The organism is Bradyrhizobium archetypum, from assembly GCF_013114835.1.
In the GTDB taxonomy this organism is placed as follows: domain Bacteria; phylum Pseudomonadota; class Alphaproteobacteria; order Rhizobiales; family Xanthobacteraceae; genus Bradyrhizobium; species Bradyrhizobium archetypum.
This window is the reverse complement of sequence record NZ_JAAVLW010000002.1, coordinates 233,484-252,121: the sequence shown is the minus strand read 5'-3', so window position 1 is coordinate 252,121 and position 18,638 is coordinate 233,484. Positions and strand designations below refer to the sequence as shown.

Here is an 18,638-nt window from a genome sequence, read left to right as displayed (position 1 = left end):
GCCAAGCGGTAGCCAAGATCGCCGGAGGCCACGCATTCCAACCTCCTCGAAGCTACACTCGACTTACATTCTGGCTTGAGGCGGCTTCGCGGCATGCTGTCAGAAGCCGAGCACGCGGAGCTGTTGCTTGCTGACCCGGTCGGTCGAGTCGATCGATTGCGCCTTGCGGAAGTCGGCGACCGCATCGGCACGCCGGCCCAGCACTTCATGGGAGAGGCCGCGGTTGCTGTAGGCCTCGACATAGGAGGGATCGAACTGGATCGCTTTCGTGAAATCCGCAATCGCGCGGTTGCTGTCGCCCTTTGCGACATAGGCTTTTCCGCGCGAGTTGAAGGAGTTGAAGTCCTTGGGGTTTATTGCGATCGCCCGGTCATAGTCGGCGATCGCGTCATCGATCTTTCGCAGCGCCATATAGGCATTGCCGCGATTCCAATACGCCACGCCGTTCTTTTGATTGATGCTGATCGACTGATCATAGTCGGCGATCGCGCGGCGATAGTCCTTCAAGCCTTCGTAAGCGACGCCGCGGCAATTGTGCCCGGCGGAATTGTTGGGTTCGCGCTTGATGACCTCGCTGCAATCCGCAACGGCAAGGTCGTATTGGCGATCGTTGCTGTAGGCAACGCCGCGTGAGCTGTACAGCCAAAGCAGACTTGGATCGAGCTTGATTGCCTCGCTGTAATCTGCGATCGCGGGCTCCCATCCGCCTTTTTTCGTGATCAACTTCTTCCTGAAGCGCGCCTGCCCCCTTTGGCCAAAACCAAAGGCGTATTTCGGATCGATTGTAACCGCCTGGGTGATATCGGCAATCGCCTGATCGAATTCACCCTTTTCCGTCCACGCCATGCCGCGGCGGGTGTAGGCCCAGGCGTCTCTGGAATTGATCCTGATCGCCTCGGCGTGGTCGGCCAGCGCCGCGTCGTATTCATGCACGCCGTAGTAGGCGACACCACGGTTGTTGTAGGCCCAACCATATTTCGGATCGATCTTGATGGCCTCGGTGCAATCCGCAATGGCCGCGTCGTGGTCCTCTTTGCTCTCGTAAGCCTCGCATCGGTGCGCAAAGGCCCAGGCGTCCTTCGGGCTGAGCTTGATGGCCTCGCCGTAGTCGGCAATCGCGCGGTCGTAATCCTTGCTGTTGAAGGAGCCGCGGCCCCGGTTCTTGAAGGCCTTGATGCGTTCTGCCACCGACACGCTTGCATCGTCGATAATGCGGCTGCATGCCGCGAAGCCAAGGTCGGGCTTGTCGGCGCTGGCGGCGCACTCGCCCCGGTCGGTCGACGTGGCGGCCAGCGCCGGCGTCGCAAGCAGGAGACCCATGCAAAGGAGCAGTCCACCAGATCCATGCGCTGCCATGCTCTTCCCCTCCGCCTGGCGCTCCGACGCGGCACGTCCGGACGTGAGAACTTTAGCGCCAACGGCAGGCCATCTGCCATCGGCAACCGATGCACGAGATGGGTCAACAGGCGACATTCCCGGCTTGGCCTGATATGAAAGAGGCCGCCAAGCCGCATACGACGACTTCCGCTCCCCTATAAACAGACATCGTTACTGTGCGTCGGCAAGTCTCAAACAGGCCATAACCGGATTCATGCGCCGCAGCAGAGTGCCGCCATCGATCACCCCATGGGCATTGGAGAGCTATTCGGGCAACCCCGCTTTCCGAAGGCCCTCAATCAACAGCTTCGAATTTGACTGTCCGCCTCGACCGATCCACGCAGAAATTGTAAAGGCGGGATCGGTCTCAAGCAGACGCGCCGCCGCCTCACGCGCCTCAGCGTCGCGTCCGAGATGAGCGAAAGCGGACGCGAGACAACGGTAAGCTGCCGAATAGGAGGCGTTCTGACGTCGGCATTTCTTCCCTGCGACGATGGCCTCGTCAAAGCGACGAAGCTCAATAAAGGCCATCCCCATCCCAACAAACGTAAAGTGTAGCCGCGGGTCTACCGGGCTGAGGCGGATGGCGCGTTCAAAACTCCGGAGCGCTTCCTCCGGAAGCCCCGCAATTCTATAGACCTGGCCTCTGCAGTTCCATGCGCTAAATGAATTTGGGTTGAGCGCGACCGCCCGGTCAGCCATTTCGATCTCACTTTCACTATCGCCGACCATAAACGCCGAGGTTAAGGCAGCCCATGCTAACGTATCTGGATCACTATCGTCGATACTCAATGCCAAGCGCATAAGCCGAACTGCTTCCTTGCGGTCGAATTGAGGATCGATAGCATGACCCCAAGCGACGTTCTGCATGTGACAGAGACCTGCCAGAGCAGCGACAAAGCCGAACCGAGGGTCCAGCTCCAAAGCGCGATGCGCCAGCCTGATCGACTCGGCCAACCCTTCGGGGGTCGTTAGGTAATGCTGCTGCATAGCGCGGAGATAGCAATCATAGGCGGTGAGGTTCTCTGGTCGCCGCCGTACCGACAGGCCGATTTCTGTTTGAAGCAATTTTGGTTGAATGGCCGAGACAACGGCGACTGTCACCTCGTCTTGTAGAGCAAATACGTCCGTCAGGTCACGCTCGAACCTGTCCGCCCAAATGTGCGCCCCTGTAATCGCGTCAATTAATTGCCCTGTGATGCGAACCTTCCCCGACGCCTTGCGTACGGACCCCTCAAGGACATAGCGCACGCCGAGCCTACGTCCGACTTCCTTTACATCGCCGGCATGACCTTTGAACGTAAAGCTCGAATTGCGAGCAATCACGAACAACCATTTGAACCGCGAGAGCGCGGTGGTGATTTCTTCAACCATCCCATCGGCAAAATACTCCTGCTCCGGATCGCCGCTCATGTTCTCAAACGGCAGCACGGCGATGGAGGGCTTGTCCGGGAGCGGCGGAGCCGCACTCAGCCTATCGATCCGCGCGCTATACGTCCCTGCGCGTACAGCGTAAGCATGGATCGGCTTGGAGATGTTCTTGGGCTGCTGTTCGCCCCGGTCCTCGAAGCCAACGTTCAGCTTGCCCTCGACCTCGCTGTACACCTTTTCGGAAAGCAAGATACCGCCCGGATCGGCGACCCCTTCTAGCCGGACAGCGATGTTGATCCCGTCGCCAAAAAGATCGCCGTCAACCGCGACTATAACCTCTCCGAGATTGACCCCAATGCGTAGCTTAAGGGGGCTTCGGCCTGACGCGATGCCTTCCTGTATTTCCACCGCGCATCGCACCGCAGCCGACGGACTTGCGAACTCGGCCAACGCGCCATCTCCCGTGGTCTTGATCAGTCGCCCGTCGTGGCGGGAGAGGCTAGGCTCGATTACCTCGCGCTTGAGCCGCTCGAACTCGGCGTAGGTGGCTTCCTCAGCGCGTTGCATGAGCGCGGAATACCCAACCACGTCGGCGGCAAAGATCGCGGCCAATCGCCTTTGAACCCGCTGCTCCGTCACGGCGCTCTCCGAACGACCAAGCAAACACGTCGCTGGAACAACAGAAGCCTAGCACTTTGTTGGGACCTGTGGGCGGTAATTGCGAGAGGGCCCTATTGCTCCAAGCAGCATTTGCTAGGCTCGTGGCGCACCGGCAATGAGTGTGCGTCAACCCGGGAGGTCCGAGTTGGGTCACAAACGGCGTTAGAGGTCCGCGCGGGAGAGGTCCGGTCTATCCCCTGACAGCGGACCTGCCGCACCTTTCGAGCCTCTTCGCCTTGGGTCAGTAGGCGATATCGCCCTTCCACGATCTCAGGAATAGCAATAGGGTATTCGCGCCCGTTCGCATCGCCGCGGAGGGACTGCAATGAAACTTCCCCACCGAAGGCAGTTTCTGCATTTGGCTGCGGCCACTGCCGCGCTACCGGTGCTCTCGGCCATCGCGCGAGCGCAAGCCTATCCGACGCGGCCGGTTCGCATCATCGTCGGCTTTGCCGCTGGCGGCTCGGGAGACTTTCACGCTCGTCTAATGGGTCAGTGGTTATCGGAGCGGCTCGGCCAGCAATTCGTCATCGAGAACCGGCCGGGTGCCGGCGGCAATATCGGCACAGAGGCAGTCGTCCGTGCACCGGCCGACGGCTATACGCTCCTCTTGGCCTTAACACCGAACGCAATCAACGCAACGCTCTACGACAGGCTTAGCTTCAACTTCATCCGGGACATTGCGCCGGTCGCCGGGATCGTGCATGGCCCCCAAGTCATGGTGATGCATCCTGCTCATCCCACCAGAACCGTTCCGGACTTCTTCGCCTACGCCAAGGCCAATCCCGGCAAGATCAGCATGGCATCGGGCGGCGTCGGGACGCCGGGCCATCTGGCCGGCGAGCTGTTCAAGATCATGACTGGCGTCAACCTCGTTCACGTACCCTATCGCGGCGAGGCACCTGCGCTCACCGACGCAATCAGCGGTCAAGTCCAACTCTTGTTCGTTAGTGTGACCCCGTCGCTCGAATTTATCAGGGCGGGAAAGCTTCGTGCGCTGGCGGTGACCACCACCGCGCGGTCACCCGCAATGCCGGACCTGCCGACCATTGCCGAAACGGTCCCTGGATACGAGGCGAACGGATGGGCAGGGATGGGTGCGCCGAAGGGCACACCGTCCGAGATCATCCAGAAGCTCAACGATCATATCAATGCCGGACTAGCAAGTCCCGGCATAAAGGCGCGATACGCCGATCTGGGCCTTACGCCTCTTGTTCTCTCGCCCTCTGACTTCGAAAAATTCGTCGTTGACGAGACGCAAAGATGGGCGAAGGTGATCCGCGCGGCCAACATCAAGCCGGAATAATTCGACCCGCCGATTCCACAACTGCCGATCCGCGAAAGCCGAGCAAGCAAAGTGCGGGGTCCGATTCTTGACGGAGAGCCGACATCGGACCAAGGCCGATGAGTCTGGGACACATCGGGAACAGGATTTGAATTAGCCGCCGGACTGCACTCGTCCGCGTTACGCGCAACAGGCAAGATGACCAGGACCACCAGTTCGAGGCGATGGAAATCCTCAACGAGGACGACATCCCCTGCCGTCCGATCCTGTCGATGAAGGAGATCGCGGAAGACCAATCGCTGCGCACCATCGGCACCGTGATCGAGGTCGATCATCCGACGCGCGGCAAGTACATCTCGGTTGGCAACCCGCTCAAGCTGTCGGATGGCCCGAGCGAAGCGACCCGCTCACTCCTGTTCAGCGAGCACCCGGATGAGATCCTGAGCCAGGTGCTCGTTTCTCCATCCCAAAGGACCGAATTATCCGGCGCGCTCGGAGCGCCGCAGAGGCAGGGCGGACCGCATTTCCTTGTACCCGGAATGCAAAGGCCGCCGGCCCCCGGCGGCCTTTTTCGGTCTGGAATGCCAGTTTCGTTAATTTTGCTGCAATGCAGCGGGACAATTGCTGCTATGCAAACAAGCCTGTTGTAGCTGGCATCTGGTATACATAATCTGTCTCCAGATTACGAAGCGGAATGGTTCCGCCTCCAAGAAAGGGGACATACATGTCCAAGACTGCATCGATCGGCCTCCTGCCCTCCAGCACCCTGTTTGGCCGCCTGATGGCCTCCATTGACCGCCTGCTGATCGCCTCCAGCCGCATTGCCGTCCGCAACGGCGACCAGCCCCGTTTCGGTCTCTGAGCCGCGAAAACACGGGGTTTCCGCGCATACGCGCGATCCGGCGAATAGCCCGCCCCTCGATGACTTGAAAAAAGGCCCTGGTTTTCCAGGGCCATTTTTTTGCTTGCGGCGGGCAGTCGCCTTTACCAACCTCTGCGACAAATCAGCCCGAACGCCCATCGGCTTCAATAAAGATTTGCGTCCTGGCATATCGCATACAAAAATGCCTCTATACCACGCGCCGACTAAATAACAGCGTGTTTGGGGGACGGCCTTGCGTTACGGGGACAGGCAGCCCGGTCTGGCATGGAACACGGGTGCGTCCCGTGACTTCCCTTCGCGGCGTATTGCAATTCCACAATTGGCCGAAAGAAGCGGGTGCCGCGCCAACGGGCCTCTCTTACTATCCCACCCGACGATCGTTCGGAGACGACAACCGCCGCGGCATTACAACAAAGAGAAGCCGGCAAAGACCGGCGCAACCATAAATCGATGGGAGTGAAACAACATGAAGCACACAGCACAAACGGCGTTGGGCGCAATCGCTGCCTTGTGCGCGGTCGGGATTTCCGTTCCTGCAACCGCGGCATGGGAGCCGGTGCGTCCGGTCGAATTCATCGTTCCTGCCGGCACCGGCGGTGGCGCCGATCAGATGGCGCGGACGATCCAGGGCATCGTCACCAAGCACAATCTGATGAAGCAGCCGCTCGTCGTCATCAACAAGGCGGGCGGGGCCGGCGGCGAAGGTTTCCTTGACCTCAAGACGTCGGGCGGCAACCCGCACAAGATCATCATCACGCTCTCCAACCTCTTCACCACCCCGCTCGCCACCGGCATTCCATTCTCCTGGAAGGACCTCACGCCGGTCGCGATGCTGGCGCTCGACGAGTTCGTGCTGTGGGTGAATGCGGAGAAGCCCTACAAGACGGCGAAGGAGTATGTCGACGCCGTGAAAGCGGCGCCTCCGGGATCCATGAAGATGGGCGGCACCGGCTCCAAGCAGGAAGACCAGATCATCACGGTCGCGGTCGAAAAGGCCACCGGCGCCAAGTTCACCTACATTCCCTACAAGGGCGGCGGCGAAGTCGCCGTGCAGCTCGTCGGCAACCACCTCGATTCGACTGTCAACAATCCGATCGAGGCGGTGGCGCAATGGCGCGGCGGCAAGCTGCGTCCGCTCTGCGTGTTCGACGCGCAGCCGATGGCCTATGACGAGCAGATCGCGGACGGCAAGAGCTGGAAAGATATTCCCACCTGCAAGTCGCAGGGCCTCGACATGGAATATCTGATGCTGCGCGGCATCTTCATGCCGCCGAGAGCGACCAAGGACCAGATCGAATATTACGTCGAGCTGTTCAAGAAGGTCCGCGCCACGCCCGAATGGCAGGACTTCATGAAGAGCGGCGCCTTCAACACGACCTTCCTGACCGGGGCCGACTACGCCAAGTGGGTCGAGGCCGAGGAAAAGCGTCACGAAACGCTGATGAAGGATGCAGGTTTCCTCGCCTCGACGGGCAACTGATCGGGGCTTCGGCTGCAGCCGGGATCGCAACATAGATGCCCGGCCTCGAGCATGATCCGGAAAGCGGGTACCGCTTTCCCGAAGAGATCATGCTCAAATCAAAGGGATACAGCGCGATGATGCTTCGAAAGAATAGTCATCGCGCTCCAGCACCGCAGGCCCGGCCTCGCAGGGAGTTTTGATGACAACAGGCAGTTCAAGCAAGTCCGGCCCCGCCCACAAACTGGTGGAGACAGGGATTACGTTGCTGATCACCCTCTTCGGCGTGATCGTTATCATCGGCAGCCTTAAGGCCGGCATCAACTGGGGCGCGGAAGGTCCGCGCGCCGGGTTCTTCCCCTTCTACATCGGCATCTTCATTGTCGCCTCCAGCGCGATAAACCTGTGGAACGGGCTTCGCGAAAACAATGACGAACTGTTCGCGGAATGGGGACAGCTTCGCCAGGTCATGAGCGTCGTCATTCCGACCGCGATCTATGTCGGCGCCATGCCGTTCACCGGGCTGTACCTCGCCTCAATGATCTTCATCGCATGGTTCATGCGATGGCTCGGCAAGTATCCCTGGCTCACCGTGCTGGCGGTGGCGCTTGGCATGCCCATTGTCACCTATCTCATTTTCGAGCGCTGGTTTCTGGTCCCGCTTCCCAAGGGACCGGTCGAAGAGTGGCTCGGTCTGTAATTTCATCGCAAGGTTGGGATCACGGGGATGGAAGAACTCGTCAATCTGTTTCACGGCTTTGCGGTCGCGCTGCAGCCCTTCAACATAATGGTGATGATCGTCGGCATCGTGCTCGGCGTCGTGATCGGTGTGCTGCCCGGACTGGGCGGCGCCAACGGCGTGGCGATCCTGTTGCCACTGACCTTCAGCATGCCGCCGACATCGGCCATCATCATGCTGTCGTGCATCTACTGGGGCGCGCTGTTCGGCGGGGCGATCACCTCGATCCTGTTCAACATACCCGGCGAGCCGTGGTCGGTCGCGACGACGTTCGACGGCTACCCGATGGCGCAGAAGGGCAAGGCCGGCGAAGCCTTGACCGCGGCGTTCACCTCGTCGTTCGTCGGCGCCTTGTTCGCGGTCGCCATGATCACGCTGGTTGCGCCGCTGGTCGCGAGCTTTGCGCTGCAATTCGGGCCGGCGGAAAAATTTGCCGTCTATTTCCTGGCGTTCTGCAGCTTCGTCGGATTGAGCAAGGAGCCGCCGTTCAAGACCATTGCGGCGATGATGATCGGCTTTGCGCTTGCTGCCGTCGGTCTCGACTCCATCACCGGACAGTTGCGGCTGACGTTCGGCTTTACCGAATTGCTGAACGGCTTCGACTTCCTGATCGCCGTTATCGGATTGTTCGGCATCGGTGAGATCCTGCTGACGATGGAAGAGGGGCTCGCCTTCCGCGGCGGCAACGCCAAGATCAATCTGCGGGTCGTGCTGCAGACGTGGAAGGAGCTGCCGGCCTACTGGATCACATCGCTGCGTTCCTGCCTGATCGGCTGCTGGATGGGTGTCACGCCCGCGGGCGCAACGCCCGCCTCGTTCATGAGCTACGGCATCGCCAAGCGCGTAGCGAAGAACGGCAGCAATTTCGGCAAGGGAGAAATCGAAGGCGTGGTCGCGCCGGAGACTGCGGCGCACGCGGCGGGCACATCGGCCTTGCTGCCGATGCTTTCGCTCGGCGTGCCGGGCTCGCCGACCGCCGCGGTGCTGCTCGGCGGCCTCCTGATCTGGGGCCTGCAGCCCGGACCGATGTTGTTCGTCGAGCAGAAGGAATTCGTCTGGGGACTGATCGCCTCAATGTATCTCGGCAATATCGTCGGCCTGCTCGTCGTCTTGACCTGCGTGCCGATCTTCGCGGCCATCCTCCGCGTCCCCTTCAGCATTATCGCGCCGCTGATCCTGGTGCTGTGCGCGATCGGCGCCTATTCGGTGCACAGTTCTACGTTCGACGTGATGCTGATGCTGGTGTTCGGCGTGATCGGTTACCTGCTCAAGAAGTGTAACTATCCGCTCGCGCCGCTGGTGCTCGCCATCGTGCTCGGCGACAAGGCGGAAGAGGCCTTCCGGCAATCATTGCTGGGATCCCAGGGCTCGCTCGGCGTGTTCTTCTCCAACACGCTGGTCAGCGCGATCATGGTCCTCGGATTGATTGCGTTGTTCTGGTCGGTGATCCAGCAGGGCTATAGCCGCTTGCGTGGCGCAGTCGCCTAGCGCGAAAGAAGAGGTCTATCGCCATAAAATCAAACACATTTTTGGATTGTCTAAGGGCCGTGCGATCAAACGCACGGCCCTTCGTTCGCGCGCGCAGCATTTTCTGCGCGCAAACGATTTGTGGTAACCCACCAACATTTCTCTTGTCTACTGGCATAACATATACCAAACTCCGCCCTTGAGCTGTCGGGTATTGATAGAACAGCCTATGGAGGGAAGATGACGGACACTGTGCACGGAGCGGCGGCCCCTGTGGCGGCCCGCGTCAGCGACACCTACCGCTGGACGCAATTGGCCATCGGCGTGCTCGCGATGGTGATGATCGCCAATTACCAATATGGCTGGACTTTCTTCGTCCCCGACATCCAGAAGAAATTCGGATGGGATCGCGCGTCGATCCAGTGGGCATTTACGCTGTTCGTGCTGTTCGAGACCTGGCTGGTGCCGGTCGAAGGTTGGTTCGTCGATAAATACGGCCCGCGCATCGTCGTCCTCATCGGCGGCATTCTCTGCGCCATCGGATGGGCCATCAACGCACACGCAACCACGCTCAACGGCTACTATCTCGGCATGATCATCGCAGGCATCGGCGCCGGTGGCGTGTACGGCACCTGCGTCGGCAACGCGCTGAAATGGTTCCCCGACAAGCGCGGCCTTGCCGCCGGCATCACGGCGGCCGGCTTTGGCGCGGGCTCGGCGCTGACGGTGGCGCCGATCCAGGCGATGATCAAGGATTCCGGATTCCAGACCACCTTCCTCTATTTCGGTCTCGGGCAAGGCATCATCATCGTCATCCTCGCCTTCCTGATGTTCTCGCCGAAGGCCGGACAAGTGCCGGCGGTGGCCCAGAACGCCAACGTGATCCAGAGCCGGCGCAACTATCAGCCGACGGAGGTGATCCGTCAGCCGATCTTCTGGCTGATGTATTTCATGTTCGTGATCGTCGGCGCCGGCGGATTGATGGTGACCGCCAACCTCAAGCCGATCGCCGTCGACTGGAAGGTCGACAGCGTGCCGGTGACGCTGATGGCGGTGACGATGACAGCGGTGACGTTCGCAGCCACCATCGACCGCGTGCTCAATGGCCTGACCCGTCCGTTCTTCGGCTGGATCTCCGACATGATCGGCCGCGAGAACACCATGTTCATCGCGTTCGGCATGGAAGGCATCGGCATCTGGGGCCTGTACATGCTGGGCCACGATCCCGTCTGGTTCGTGCTCTTGTCAGGCTTCGTGTTCTTCGCCTGGGGTGAGATCTATTCCCTCTTCCCGTCGACCTGCACCGACACCTTCGGCGCAAAGTTCGCAGCCACCAATGCCGGCCTGCTCTACACGGCCAAGGGCACCGCGGCGCTCTTGGTGCCCGTCGCGAACTACATGCAGCAATCGTCGGGCACCTGGGACACCGTGTTCATCGTCGCGGCCGGTGCCAACATTCTGGCCTCGCTGCTGGCGATCGCGGTGCTCAAACCCTGGCGCAAAGTCGTGGTCGCCAAGTCGCAGATTGCAAGCTGACCTCAGCGATCCACCGTAAGAACAAGGCGCGCTCACCTCTCCGGGGTGGGCGCGTTTTCTTTTGGCGATCGGGGCTTCTGGTATACCTGACACAACTTCTAACCGGCAAAATCGAGATCCTCTTTCGGGAATGCCGCCGCCTTCTTCCAAGAAACGTCAGTAATACTGCCTATTTATCTCGATCTCTCGCACGAGAATTCCACGTTCCGCATGTTGACAATTGGCATTATGTATACCAGACTTCATGCAAGAATTCACCCAAGGAGGTTGCCATGCAAGTCGGAGATATCCTGCGCAAGAAAGCCGCCCGTGTCGCAACGGTCCGCATGAACGAGACCGTCGCCATTGCCGCGCAACTGATGCGCTCGGGCAATATCAGCGCGCTTGTCGTCAAGGATGTCGTCCGCACCGAAGGCAATACCGCCGTCGGGATGTTCACCGAGCGTGATGTGGTTCGCGCGATTGCCCAGTATGGCGCCGCCGGCGTGAACATGCGCGTTTCGCAATTCATTTCGGTGCAGCAGCTCGTCTCCTGCACCTCGACGGATACGCTCGAGCATGTCCGTCACCTCATGAGCAAGCATCACATCCGCCATGTGCCGGTGATCGACAATTACAGCCTGATCGGTGTCATCAGCATTCGCGACATCACGACCGCGTTTGACGACGAAGCGACGCCCTTCAAGCTGGCCGCGTCGGCCTGACCGGTCGCCTCGAACTTCGCCGGCATTCCCCGGGCGCACTCCCAGGGAAGGCGGGGTCACACCGCAATATTCGGCTTAACTCCTGTCGCAAAGCAGGCGCTGGCAAATCCGCGCCCGAATAGTGGCGCGCCGGAAAACATCATCTGTGGGAGGGCGCATGGCGCGCAACATTCTGATCCTTGGAGCCTCGTATGGCTCATTGCTGGCGACTAAGCTCTTGATGGCGGCTCACAACGTGACCCTGGTGTGCCGGAAGCAGACGGCAGAGCTTATCAATCGCGACGGCACCGAAGTTCGCATCAAGCTGCGCGGCGAGGCGGCCCACCGTCCGATCTTGTCGCGCGACCTGCCTGGGATTTTGGACGCGGTCGAGCCCGCCGACGTCGATCCTTCCCGCTATGATCTGGTTGGTCTAGCGATGCAGGAGCCGCAATACACCAACCATGCGATCCAGCTTCTGATGATCAAAATCGCCGAGGCGAAGCTGCCTTGCCTTTCGATCATGAACATGCCGCCCCTGCCCTATCTCAAACGGATTCCGGCGCTGGCGAAAATGGATCTGGAGGAGGCCTATACCAACGCCGAGGTATGGGAACGGTTCGAGCCGGGCCTCGTGTCGCTCTGCTCTCCCGATCCGCAGGCGTTCCGTCCACCGGAAGAGGCGGCAAATGTTCTTCATGTCGGCCTGCCGACCAACTTCAAGGCAGCGCCTTTTGCGGATGACAAACACAACCTGCTGCTTCGGGAGCTGGAAGCCGATATCGATGCCGTGAAGCTGGAGGGCCAGGACGTCCCGGTGAAGCTCAAAGTGTTCGATTCGATGTTCGTCCCTCTGGCCAAATGGTCGATGCTGTTGACCGGCAATTACCGCTGCATCACGCCGGAGGAGCCGCGATCGATCCGCGACGCGGTGCACGGCGATATCATTCTCTCGCAATCTATCTATGACCATGTCGATGGCATCGCCCAGCGTCTGGGCGCCGATCCCACGGATCAGGTGCCTTTCGAGAAATACGCCAAGGCAGCCGAAAGCCTTCTCAGGCCCTCCTCGGCGGCGCGGGCGGTCGCGGGTGGCGCGGCTTCCATCGAGCGCGTCGATCTCCTGGTGAAGCTGATTTCGCATCAGCTTGGCGTCCCCAATGCCGAAATCGACCGCACGGTCCAGATCGTCAATCAGAAACTGAACAAGAGCAACGTGGCGGACCAATCCAGCGTGCCTCGAGGTGCGCCAATCGCAGTGACGTAACGCCTGCCCAGTTCTGGTTGAATCAAACGGCGGCTCCAGGCCCTCGTTTCGACGGCTTTCTCTACGCGAAGGGGGGTCCGCTTCGCGTAGAGAACGCGCGAGATCATTGACCTGGTCAATTCGAGACTATCCCCCGCATTTGCACACGGCCCACGGCCGCGGCGCGGCCTGGGCGTTTAACAACAGTTAAGACTTTTGCGCAAATGATAGACAACCAGCGCAACATTTAAGATCGCCGCAAGAACTGCGAGCGGACCTCAGGCCCCTTTTATGAGGGATTAGCATGAGAACGCTTCTAATGGGTGTTCTGGCTGCGACCCTGGTTGGCTGTAGCTGCCTTTTACCGCCGCAAGCGAGCATGGAAGCATGCACGGATCCGCGTGGGTCCGGCTGTCCCATCGGGATGGCGGCCGGCCGGCCGATTGAACCGGCACCAGCGTCATCCAAGACCCATTCCGCGACAACAAAGCTCAAGTCATCCATCGCGACGAAGACGCAAGAGCCGTCGATTGCCCACATCCGCGACAGGCCCCCACCCGCTGAGAAAAAGCCGAAGTCCGCCATGATCGAAGCGAACGTCGAAGCTCCGGCCTCCGGTCGGCCCGCCGAGACATCCGATCCGGTCATGGCCAAGGCGAAGACCACGATTGCTGCGAAATTGGAAGACCCCGCGTCCGCCGAGTTCTCCGAGATGAAACGGGCCACCCGCAAAAATACGCTCGGGCAGTCCGTCGATACCATTTGCGGCCGGGTCAAAGGAAGAAAGCCGTCGGGCGAAGGTACCGGAGACAGGCCGTTTCTGTATCTCGTGACGGAAGATGAAGCATACGTCGTCGATGGTCCCGCCAATTCAGCGGCGGCGAGCGCGTACCGGAATATTTGCAGCAGCTAGCCTGGAACGACAGAACCGCTGCCAAGATTTATTGCGGAGGACCAGAAGGTCTTCTGACGACGTTCCTTCGAACCAACTCGAAAATCGGAAGCAACGTCGCGATCACCAGCAATTGCAAGAGCATGGTGGGGCAGATTCGCTCCATGGAATGGAAATCAAAACGTGTGGAGTGACAGCCAATTTCTGAATTCGGGGACATCATGGACGATTTTTCTAATCCCGCGGAACTAGCCTTGGTATCACAAAATTCGCCGGTGCTCGTGATCATCGAGCAACATGTCCTGGCGCGTACGTGCATTCTCAATATACTCAAGAAGGAGCTCACTGGATTCGAGATCGTCGAGATGGCAACGACGAGTGGCCTGAACTGGCTATCCGGCAGAGACATCCGCTTGATTGCGCTGAACATCGGGCACAAGCCGATCACTGACCCTTCGATCGAGGAGAGCCTCGCCCTCCTTGCAGAAACCTGCCCGAAGGCGTCGATTGCCGTATTGTCAAATCGCGACGACGATGCAACGGCTTCGGCCGCGATGCAGCGCGGCGTGCGCGGTTTCTTTCCGACATCGATCCCGGTCGAAGTCGCTATTGCCGGATTACGCCTGGTCCTTGCCGGTGGGGTCTACCGACCGTTACCGATCGTTGGACAAAATGGAGCCTCGGGCCACAAGGCGGGATGCCCCGACGCATCCGACCTGTTCGGCACTAACGAGGGCAACGGCGACGGCAGGATTGTGCCGGAGAAGCCGATGGTCGACCTTACGCCACGCGAACAACACGTGCTCGAGGCGCTGCAGCTTGGCCTTCCCAACAAGTTGATTGCCGTCCGGCTCAACCTGTCGGAAAACACCGTAAAAATGCATATTCAACGTATCATGCGAAAATGCTCCGCGCATAACCGCACCGAGGCGGTCGTTCGCTGGAGCCGGCGAGCCAACGGTCATGCCTAGCCCTCATGCGTGCGATCATCTTGCGAGTTGCCCGAACTCGCCGTTCGGATCGCAGCCTAATCCTCGCGGAAAGCGCCGTGGAAGCTGTCGAGCAGAGGCTTGAGCGCGTAGAGCGCCACGGTGCCGCGACCCGTCTTGATGAATACCTGGGCCGGCATTCCCGGAACGATCTGGACACCGTCGATCCCGGTGCTTGCCGGATCGTGCACTCGAATCTTCGTGGCGTAATAGGGCTGATCGGTGCGCTTGTCGGTTAATCGATCGGCAGAAACGTGCGTCACAATCCCATTGAGCCTTGGTACGCGGCGCTGATTATAGGGCAGAAGATTCACCTCGGCGCTCAGTCCGGGACGAACCACATCGATGTCCTCGGGCCTGACGCGCGCAATCACGATCAGCCGATCCTGCCGGGGAACCAAATCCATGAGCGGTGCGCCGGCGCCAATGACGCCGCCCGGAGTATGGACCTTCAGGTCGGTTACAACCCCATCCTCGGGTGCCTTGACCGCCGTTCGCGAGAGTTGGTCACTGGCCGTCTGCAATCGCTCCCATATCTGAAAGATCTGGTTCTGTACCTCGCGCAGCGACTGCGCGATCTCATTTTGACGGTCATGCTCCAGTTTGAGAAGAACCGCCTCGGATTCGCTGATCACCTGTCCCGCGCGCGATATTTGCGCGACAATCTCCCCTCGCCGCCCCTCGATGTCAGCGATCTCCCGCTCGAGGTTCAGAAGCCGCGGGCGCCGCTCAAGCCCCTTGCTAACGAGCGTGGCGACGGTTGCCGCTTCCTCGCGGACGATGTCGATGCGCCTTGCGGCCGCGCTTTCCTGCGCCCTGAGGCCCTCGATCTCTTTCTCCACCTGCGATCTTTTTTCCCGGTTTACGGCCGCCTGCGATTGAAAGACCTGCCGGCGCGTTTCGAAAATGGCTTGCTGACCCGCAAGCACATCCGCGACTGAGGGACTCGCCATCTGTGCCATCTCCAACCTGGCCGGAAACGACACCCGTTCTTCTCCGCGCTGTTCTGCCTGCAGCCGCGCTTCGCGTGCCGTCGCCTCCCACAATTGGCCCTGCAGACTCTGGGCGTCGGCACGGGCCTTGGTGTCCTCCAACGAGATCAGCGTTTGTCCAGCACGGACAATGTCACCGTCTGCGACCAGAATCTCCCTGATGATGCCGCCTTCAAGATGCTGAATCGTCTTGCGGCTGGACTCGGATTCGACGGTGCCGACAGCAATCGCAGCGCTCTCGAGCGGTGCGTAAGTCGACCACGCACCGAGACCGATGACGAAGCCGCAAACCAGCAGGTTTCCAGTCCAGGTGACGCCCCGAAGTCGCTCGCGGAGCGCTGGCGGCGCCGATCTCAGCCAGCGTGGCACCTCCCAGATCTCCACGTGAGCGAATGCGGTTTTCAGATGATTCCGTCCCCGGGCAAAGCGACGGTGAAGCCGTTTGATGCCGATCCAGGTGACATCACGCAGCCAGCCGCGGAGCACCGGTGCCGCCAATCTCAGCCACCGTGCAACTTTCCGGGCGTCGGTGTGAGCGAGTGAAATCTTCATGGGACAAGTCCGCGCGAAGCAACTTGCGGTCTTGCCAAACATCTTTCGAAAACTTCCCTGCTTTCGCCGAATGCGCTGACCGCGCCGCCTTGCATGATGGCAAGCTTGTCCGTCGCGCCGAGGATCCCGATCCGATGGGTGATGATGATCACGGTCGTGTTGGCCGCCTTCATCCGCTCAATGGCATCGAAGAGCATGCGCTCGCCGAGTGCGTCCAGGCTGGAGTTCGGCTCGTCGAGCACCACAAGGTGCGGATCGCCAAAGAACGCCCGTGCAAGGCCGAGGCGCTGGCGAAACCCACGTGGCAGATTGGCCGCTCCGCCATTGACGACCGTATCGTACGCCTGCGGTAGTCGAATGATCGTTTCGTGAAGGCCGGCCAGCTTCGCTGCTTCAATGACCTCCTGCAGATCGGCGTCGTCCAGCCGTGCAATGATGTCCTTTATGGTTTCTCCGACAATATCGATATCCTGCGGCAGATATCCGAGGCGCCCGCCGCCGCGCGAATCGTGCAGAGCTAGAATATTGACGCCGTCGAGCAGGACCGAACCTGCCGTCGGCGCGGAGATTCCGGTGATGATCCTGCCGAGCGTGGATTTGCCGGAGCCGGATGGACCAATGATGCCCAGGCATTCACCGGGTGCGAGACTGAATGACACATCCTTCAGCACCCAATGGTCCGATCCTGGCACGGCGACGCCCACACTGTTGACGATGAGGCAGCCCTTCGGCCTTCCCGCGAGGGGCCGGACGTTCGCAACCGTGGTGACAGCGGACATGACGTCGTTGAGCCGACGGTAGGCGGCCAATGCCATCGCGAATGCCTTCCAGCCTGCAACCGCTCCTTCAACGGGCGCGAGCGCACGTCCGAACAACAGCGTCGTGGCAAAGATGACGCCGGGATTTCGGCCTTGTTCCAGGACCAGCCAGGCGGCAGTGCCCATGATCAGGACCTGCGCCAGCGCCCGCGCGGGCTTGGAGATCAGCATGATGGTTTCGTGGCGGCGCTGGGCCAGCTCGTGCTCCCTTCTCGCATCCTGCGCAGTCTGGCAGATCAGGCGCGAGGCGCCGTCGAGCATCCCCATCGCCCTGATCACGTGGAGGTTTCCGACGGCCATGCCGAACCATCCCTGGCTCCTCGTCACCGCGGCAGCCGACCGCGTCCGCGGCGCTTCTGTGAACCAGTCTTCGGCAAGCCCGAGCCCAAGCAGGAAGAGCACGCTGAGCACACCTATCGCTCCGAGCAAGGGATGCACGAGGAAGAGAACGCCAAGGAAGAGCGGCATCCAGAGCGCGTCAAACAGGGTAGAGCAGGCTCCCGACTGGGCGAGCTGACGCAGGATCGCAAGGTCGCGATAGGCTTCCGATGCCCGCGCCCGATCAAGATGGGCGCATTTGAGGCATGCGGAGAGCGCTGCCGGATGGAGTTCTTGTTCAAGCCACTCGCCCATCCGGCCCAACGCGGCGCGGCGCAGTGCATCGAGCACTCCGCCGATCACGACGGTAAACGCGACGATGATCGTCAACATCAGGAGCGTATCGCCGCTGCGGCTCGACAGCACGCGATCATAGATCTGAAGCAGATAGATGGAAGGCGCGAGAAGAAGCAGATTGTAGCTGCAGCTATACGCGAAAACGAGTCCGAACGATCCCGCGCAGGCCCGCAACGCCGACTTCAACGGCATCCGGGGTGGTGACATCGTCTGCAGCCCAAGCGGTGGCATCAGCATTGCTGTCTCGCCAGAGATCTGAACTCCGAACCTTCCGCGCGCCATTCTTCGTCGACTGCGCGACGAATTGAGAACCGGCGGCCACTCGGCCGCCGGTCCCACCCCTCACAGGCATTGATCAGCTGAACATGCCCGAATCGTCGATATGGAAGTACTTGGAATCGTTGAGCACGTCGTTCAGGTTTACGGATTCGATGCTGGCCTTGAAGTAGATATCTCCGCCTTCGGCCTTGTTGTTGTTTCCGCCATCGCCGCCGACGCCGGCCATCACGGTCTGACTCTGGTCCGCAGCGAGCCAATTGTCCTGATAGGCCTTCGTGTTGGCATCCACGTTGGATTTGTTATGGCCGCTGTCGGATTCCTGGTCGCCATTCGAGACGGCTTTCCCGCCCTCTGCCTTGGAATGCTTCTCCGCCTTCGCATTCGCGCCTCCGGCGTCCCAGTATGCCTTCTGATAGACGTCATCGCCGTTCTTGACGTGGACATCGGCGCCTTCCGCCTTGTTGGTCGGGTTGAAGTGGATAGTCGGGTTGCTGATGATATTACCCTCGTTGTAGCCGTTTCCACCGTTCCCTGCGCTGCTGCCGCCGGTCGATGCCTTGAACACGATCGTGTCGGAAGGAAATGATGCCTTTGCCATGTGAATCTCCCTGACTTGGTTTGCGCACTGTGCGTCCCAATGTGGACAGCAACGATTTTGGATTTGGGGACCGGCGCGGTCCAGCCGCCAAAGCTGATGCCACCCAGTAGCAACGGTGTACGCCCGAAATGCTGCCG

15 protein-coding genes and 1 pseudogene are annotated in these 18,638 nt (G+C 60.3%); 11 read left to right on the top strand and 5 right to left on the bottom strand.

Translation table 11 applies throughout. The annotated features are described in order from the left end of the window. Positions 1–99 precede the first annotated feature (99 nt). Entirely contained in the window at positions 100–1,356 is a 1,257-nt protein-coding gene (locus tag HCN50_RS05630) for a tetratricopeptide repeat protein (RefSeq protein ID WP_171708645.1), read from the bottom strand. A 285-nt stretch (positions 1,357–1,641) separates the two neighbouring features. Beyond that, positions 1,642–3,387 carry an adenylate/guanylate cyclase domain-containing protein gene (locus HCN50_RS05625; protein ID WP_171708644.1) on the bottom strand — a complete coding sequence of 582 codons (1,746 nt, stop codon included), beginning with the start codon at positions 3,385–3,387 and terminating at the stop codon, positions 1,642–1,644. 346 nt (positions 3,388–3,733) lie between these two features. Here HCN50_RS05625 and HCN50_RS05620 point away from each other — a divergent pair, with 346 nt between their 5' ends. The 11 genes and pseudogenes from HCN50_RS05620 to HCN50_RS05570 all read left to right on the top strand — a co-directional run bounded on the left by HCN50_RS05620 (position 3,734) and on the right by HCN50_RS05570 (position 14,569). Beyond that, on the top strand, positions 3,734–4,714 hold the full coding sequence (locus tag HCN50_RS05620) for a Bug family tripartite tricarboxylate transporter substrate binding protein (protein ID WP_171708643.1): 981 nt from the start codon (positions 3,734–3,736) through the stop codon (positions 4,712–4,714). A gap of 191 nt (positions 4,715–4,905) precedes the next feature. Continuing rightward, positions 4,906–5,205: pseudogene (locus tag HCN50_RS05615) on the top strand (CoA transferase); the annotation flags it as partial. 212 nt (positions 5,206–5,417) lie between these two features. Then, positions 5,418–5,555 carry a hypothetical protein gene (locus HCN50_RS05610; RefSeq protein WP_171708641.1) on the top strand — a complete coding sequence of 46 codons (138 nt, stop codon included), beginning with the start codon at positions 5,418–5,420 and terminating at the stop codon, positions 5,553–5,555. A 487-nt stretch (positions 5,556–6,042) separates the two neighbouring features. Continuing rightward, the gene (locus HCN50_RS05605) at positions 6,043–7,056 is read left to right on the top strand and encodes a Bug family tripartite tricarboxylate transporter substrate binding protein (RefSeq protein ID WP_171708640.1); all 1,014 of its coding nucleotides are present in this window, start codon (positions 6,043–6,045) and stop codon (positions 7,054–7,056) included. 181 nt (positions 7,057–7,237) lie between these two features. After that, positions 7,238–7,735, top strand: coding sequence for a tripartite tricarboxylate transporter TctB family protein (locus tag HCN50_RS05600; protein ID WP_171708639.1), 498 nt, complete (start codon positions 7,238–7,240; stop codon positions 7,733–7,735). Positions 7,736–7,762: 27 nt separating this feature from the next. After that, positions 7,763–9,262 carry a tripartite tricarboxylate transporter permease gene (locus HCN50_RS05595; RefSeq protein ID WP_171708638.1) on the top strand — a complete coding sequence of 500 codons (1,500 nt, stop codon included), beginning with the start codon at positions 7,763–7,765 and terminating at the stop codon, positions 9,260–9,262. Positions 9,263–9,481: 219 nt separating this feature from the next. Next, positions 9,482–10,777 (top strand): oxalate/formate MFS antiporter, encoded by a 1,296-nt coding sequence (gene oxlT / locus HCN50_RS05590; protein WP_171708637.1) that lies wholly within the window; start codon positions 9,482–9,484, stop codon positions 10,775–10,777. 272 nt (positions 10,778–11,049) lie between these two features. Beyond that, a complete protein-coding gene (locus HCN50_RS05585) occupies positions 11,050–11,481 on the top strand; it encodes a CBS domain-containing protein (RefSeq protein WP_171708636.1) in 432 nt (143 codons plus the stop codon). Positions 11,482–11,638: 157 nt separating this feature from the next. Continuing rightward, entirely contained in the window at positions 11,639–12,727 is a 1,089-nt protein-coding gene (locus HCN50_RS05580; RefSeq protein ID WP_171708635.1) for a ketopantoate reductase family protein, read from the top strand. A gap of 562 nt (positions 12,728–13,289) precedes the next feature. Continuing rightward, entirely contained in the window at positions 13,290–13,619 is a 330-nt protein-coding gene (locus tag HCN50_RS05575) for a hypothetical protein (RefSeq protein WP_235976796.1), read from the top strand. Positions 13,620–13,819: 200 nt separating this feature from the next. Then, positions 13,820–14,569, top strand: a complete 750-nt coding sequence (locus HCN50_RS05570) for a helix-turn-helix transcriptional regulator (protein ID WP_210264794.1) — start codon at positions 13,820–13,822, stop codon at positions 14,567–14,569. A gap of 56 nt (positions 14,570–14,625) precedes the next feature. On the opposite strand, the gene HCN50_RS05565 is transcribed toward HCN50_RS05570, so the two are convergent. The 3 genes from HCN50_RS05565 to HCN50_RS05555 all read right to left on the bottom strand — a co-directional run bounded on the left by HCN50_RS05565 (position 14,626) and on the right by HCN50_RS05555 (position 18,501). After that, a complete protein-coding gene (locus HCN50_RS05565; protein ID WP_171708634.1) occupies positions 14,626–16,131 on the bottom strand; it encodes an HlyD family type I secretion periplasmic adaptor subunit in 1,506 nt (501 codons plus the stop codon). After that, positions 16,128–17,861, bottom strand: coding sequence for a type I secretion system permease/ATPase (locus tag HCN50_RS05560; protein WP_171708633.1), 1,734 nt, complete (start codon positions 17,859–17,861; stop codon positions 16,128–16,130). The genes HCN50_RS05565 and HCN50_RS05560 overlap by 4 nt, the downstream gene beginning before the upstream one ends. Before the next feature lie 118 nt (positions 17,862–17,979). Next, positions 17,980–18,501 (bottom strand): hypothetical protein, encoded by a 522-nt coding sequence (locus HCN50_RS05555; protein WP_235976794.1) that lies wholly within the window; start codon positions 18,499–18,501, stop codon positions 17,980–17,982. Between the last annotated feature and the right edge of the window lie 137 nt (positions 18,502–18,638).

Bases quoted from the DNA above. Each gene is read 5' to 3' on its own strand.
- HCN50_RS05630 (WP_171708645.1), bottom strand. From the start codon at position 1,356: ATGGCAGCGCATGGATCTGGTGGACTGCTCCTTTGCATGGGTCTCCTG.
- HCN50_RS05620 (WP_171708643.1), top strand. From the start codon at position 3,734: ATGAAACTTCCCCACCGAAGGCAGTTTCTGCATTTGGCTGCGGCCACT.
- HCN50_RS05610 (WP_171708641.1), top strand. From the start codon at position 5,418: ATGTCCAAGACTGCATCGATCGGCCTCCTGCCCTCCAGCACCCTGTTT.
- HCN50_RS05605 (WP_171708640.1), top strand. From the start codon at position 6,043: ATGAAGCACACAGCACAAACGGCGTTGGGCGCAATCGCTGCCTTGTGC.
- HCN50_RS05600 (WP_171708639.1), top strand. From the start codon at position 7,238: ATGACAACAGGCAGTTCAAGCAAGTCCGGCCCCGCCCACAAACTGGTG.
- HCN50_RS05595 (WP_171708638.1), top strand. From the start codon at position 7,763: ATGGAAGAACTCGTCAATCTGTTTCACGGCTTTGCGGTCGCGCTGCAG.
- oxlT (WP_171708637.1), top strand. From the start codon at position 9,482: ATGACGGACACTGTGCACGGAGCGGCGGCCCCTGTGGCGGCCCGCGTC.
- HCN50_RS05585 (WP_171708636.1), top strand. From the start codon at position 11,050: ATGCAAGTCGGAGATATCCTGCGCAAGAAAGCCGCCCGTGTCGCAACG.
- HCN50_RS05580 (WP_171708635.1), top strand. From the start codon at position 11,639: ATGGCGCGCAACATTCTGATCCTTGGAGCCTCGTATGGCTCATTGCTG.
- HCN50_RS05575 (WP_235976796.1), top strand. From the start codon at position 13,290: ATGATCGAAGCGAACGTCGAAGCTCCGGCCTCCGGTCGGCCCGCCGAG.
- HCN50_RS05570 (WP_210264794.1), top strand. From the start codon at position 13,820: ATGGACGATTTTTCTAATCCCGCGGAACTAGCCTTGGTATCACAAAAT.
- HCN50_RS05565 (WP_171708634.1), bottom strand. From the start codon at position 16,131: ATGAAGATTTCACTCGCTCACACCGACGCCCGGAAAGTTGCACGGTGG.
- HCN50_RS05560 (WP_171708633.1), bottom strand. From the start codon at position 17,861: ATGCTGATGCCACCGCTTGGGCTGCAGACGATGTCACCACCCCGGATG.
- HCN50_RS05555 (WP_235976794.1), bottom strand. From the start codon at position 18,501: ATGGCAAAGGCATCATTTCCTTCCGACACGATCGTGTTCAAGGCATCG.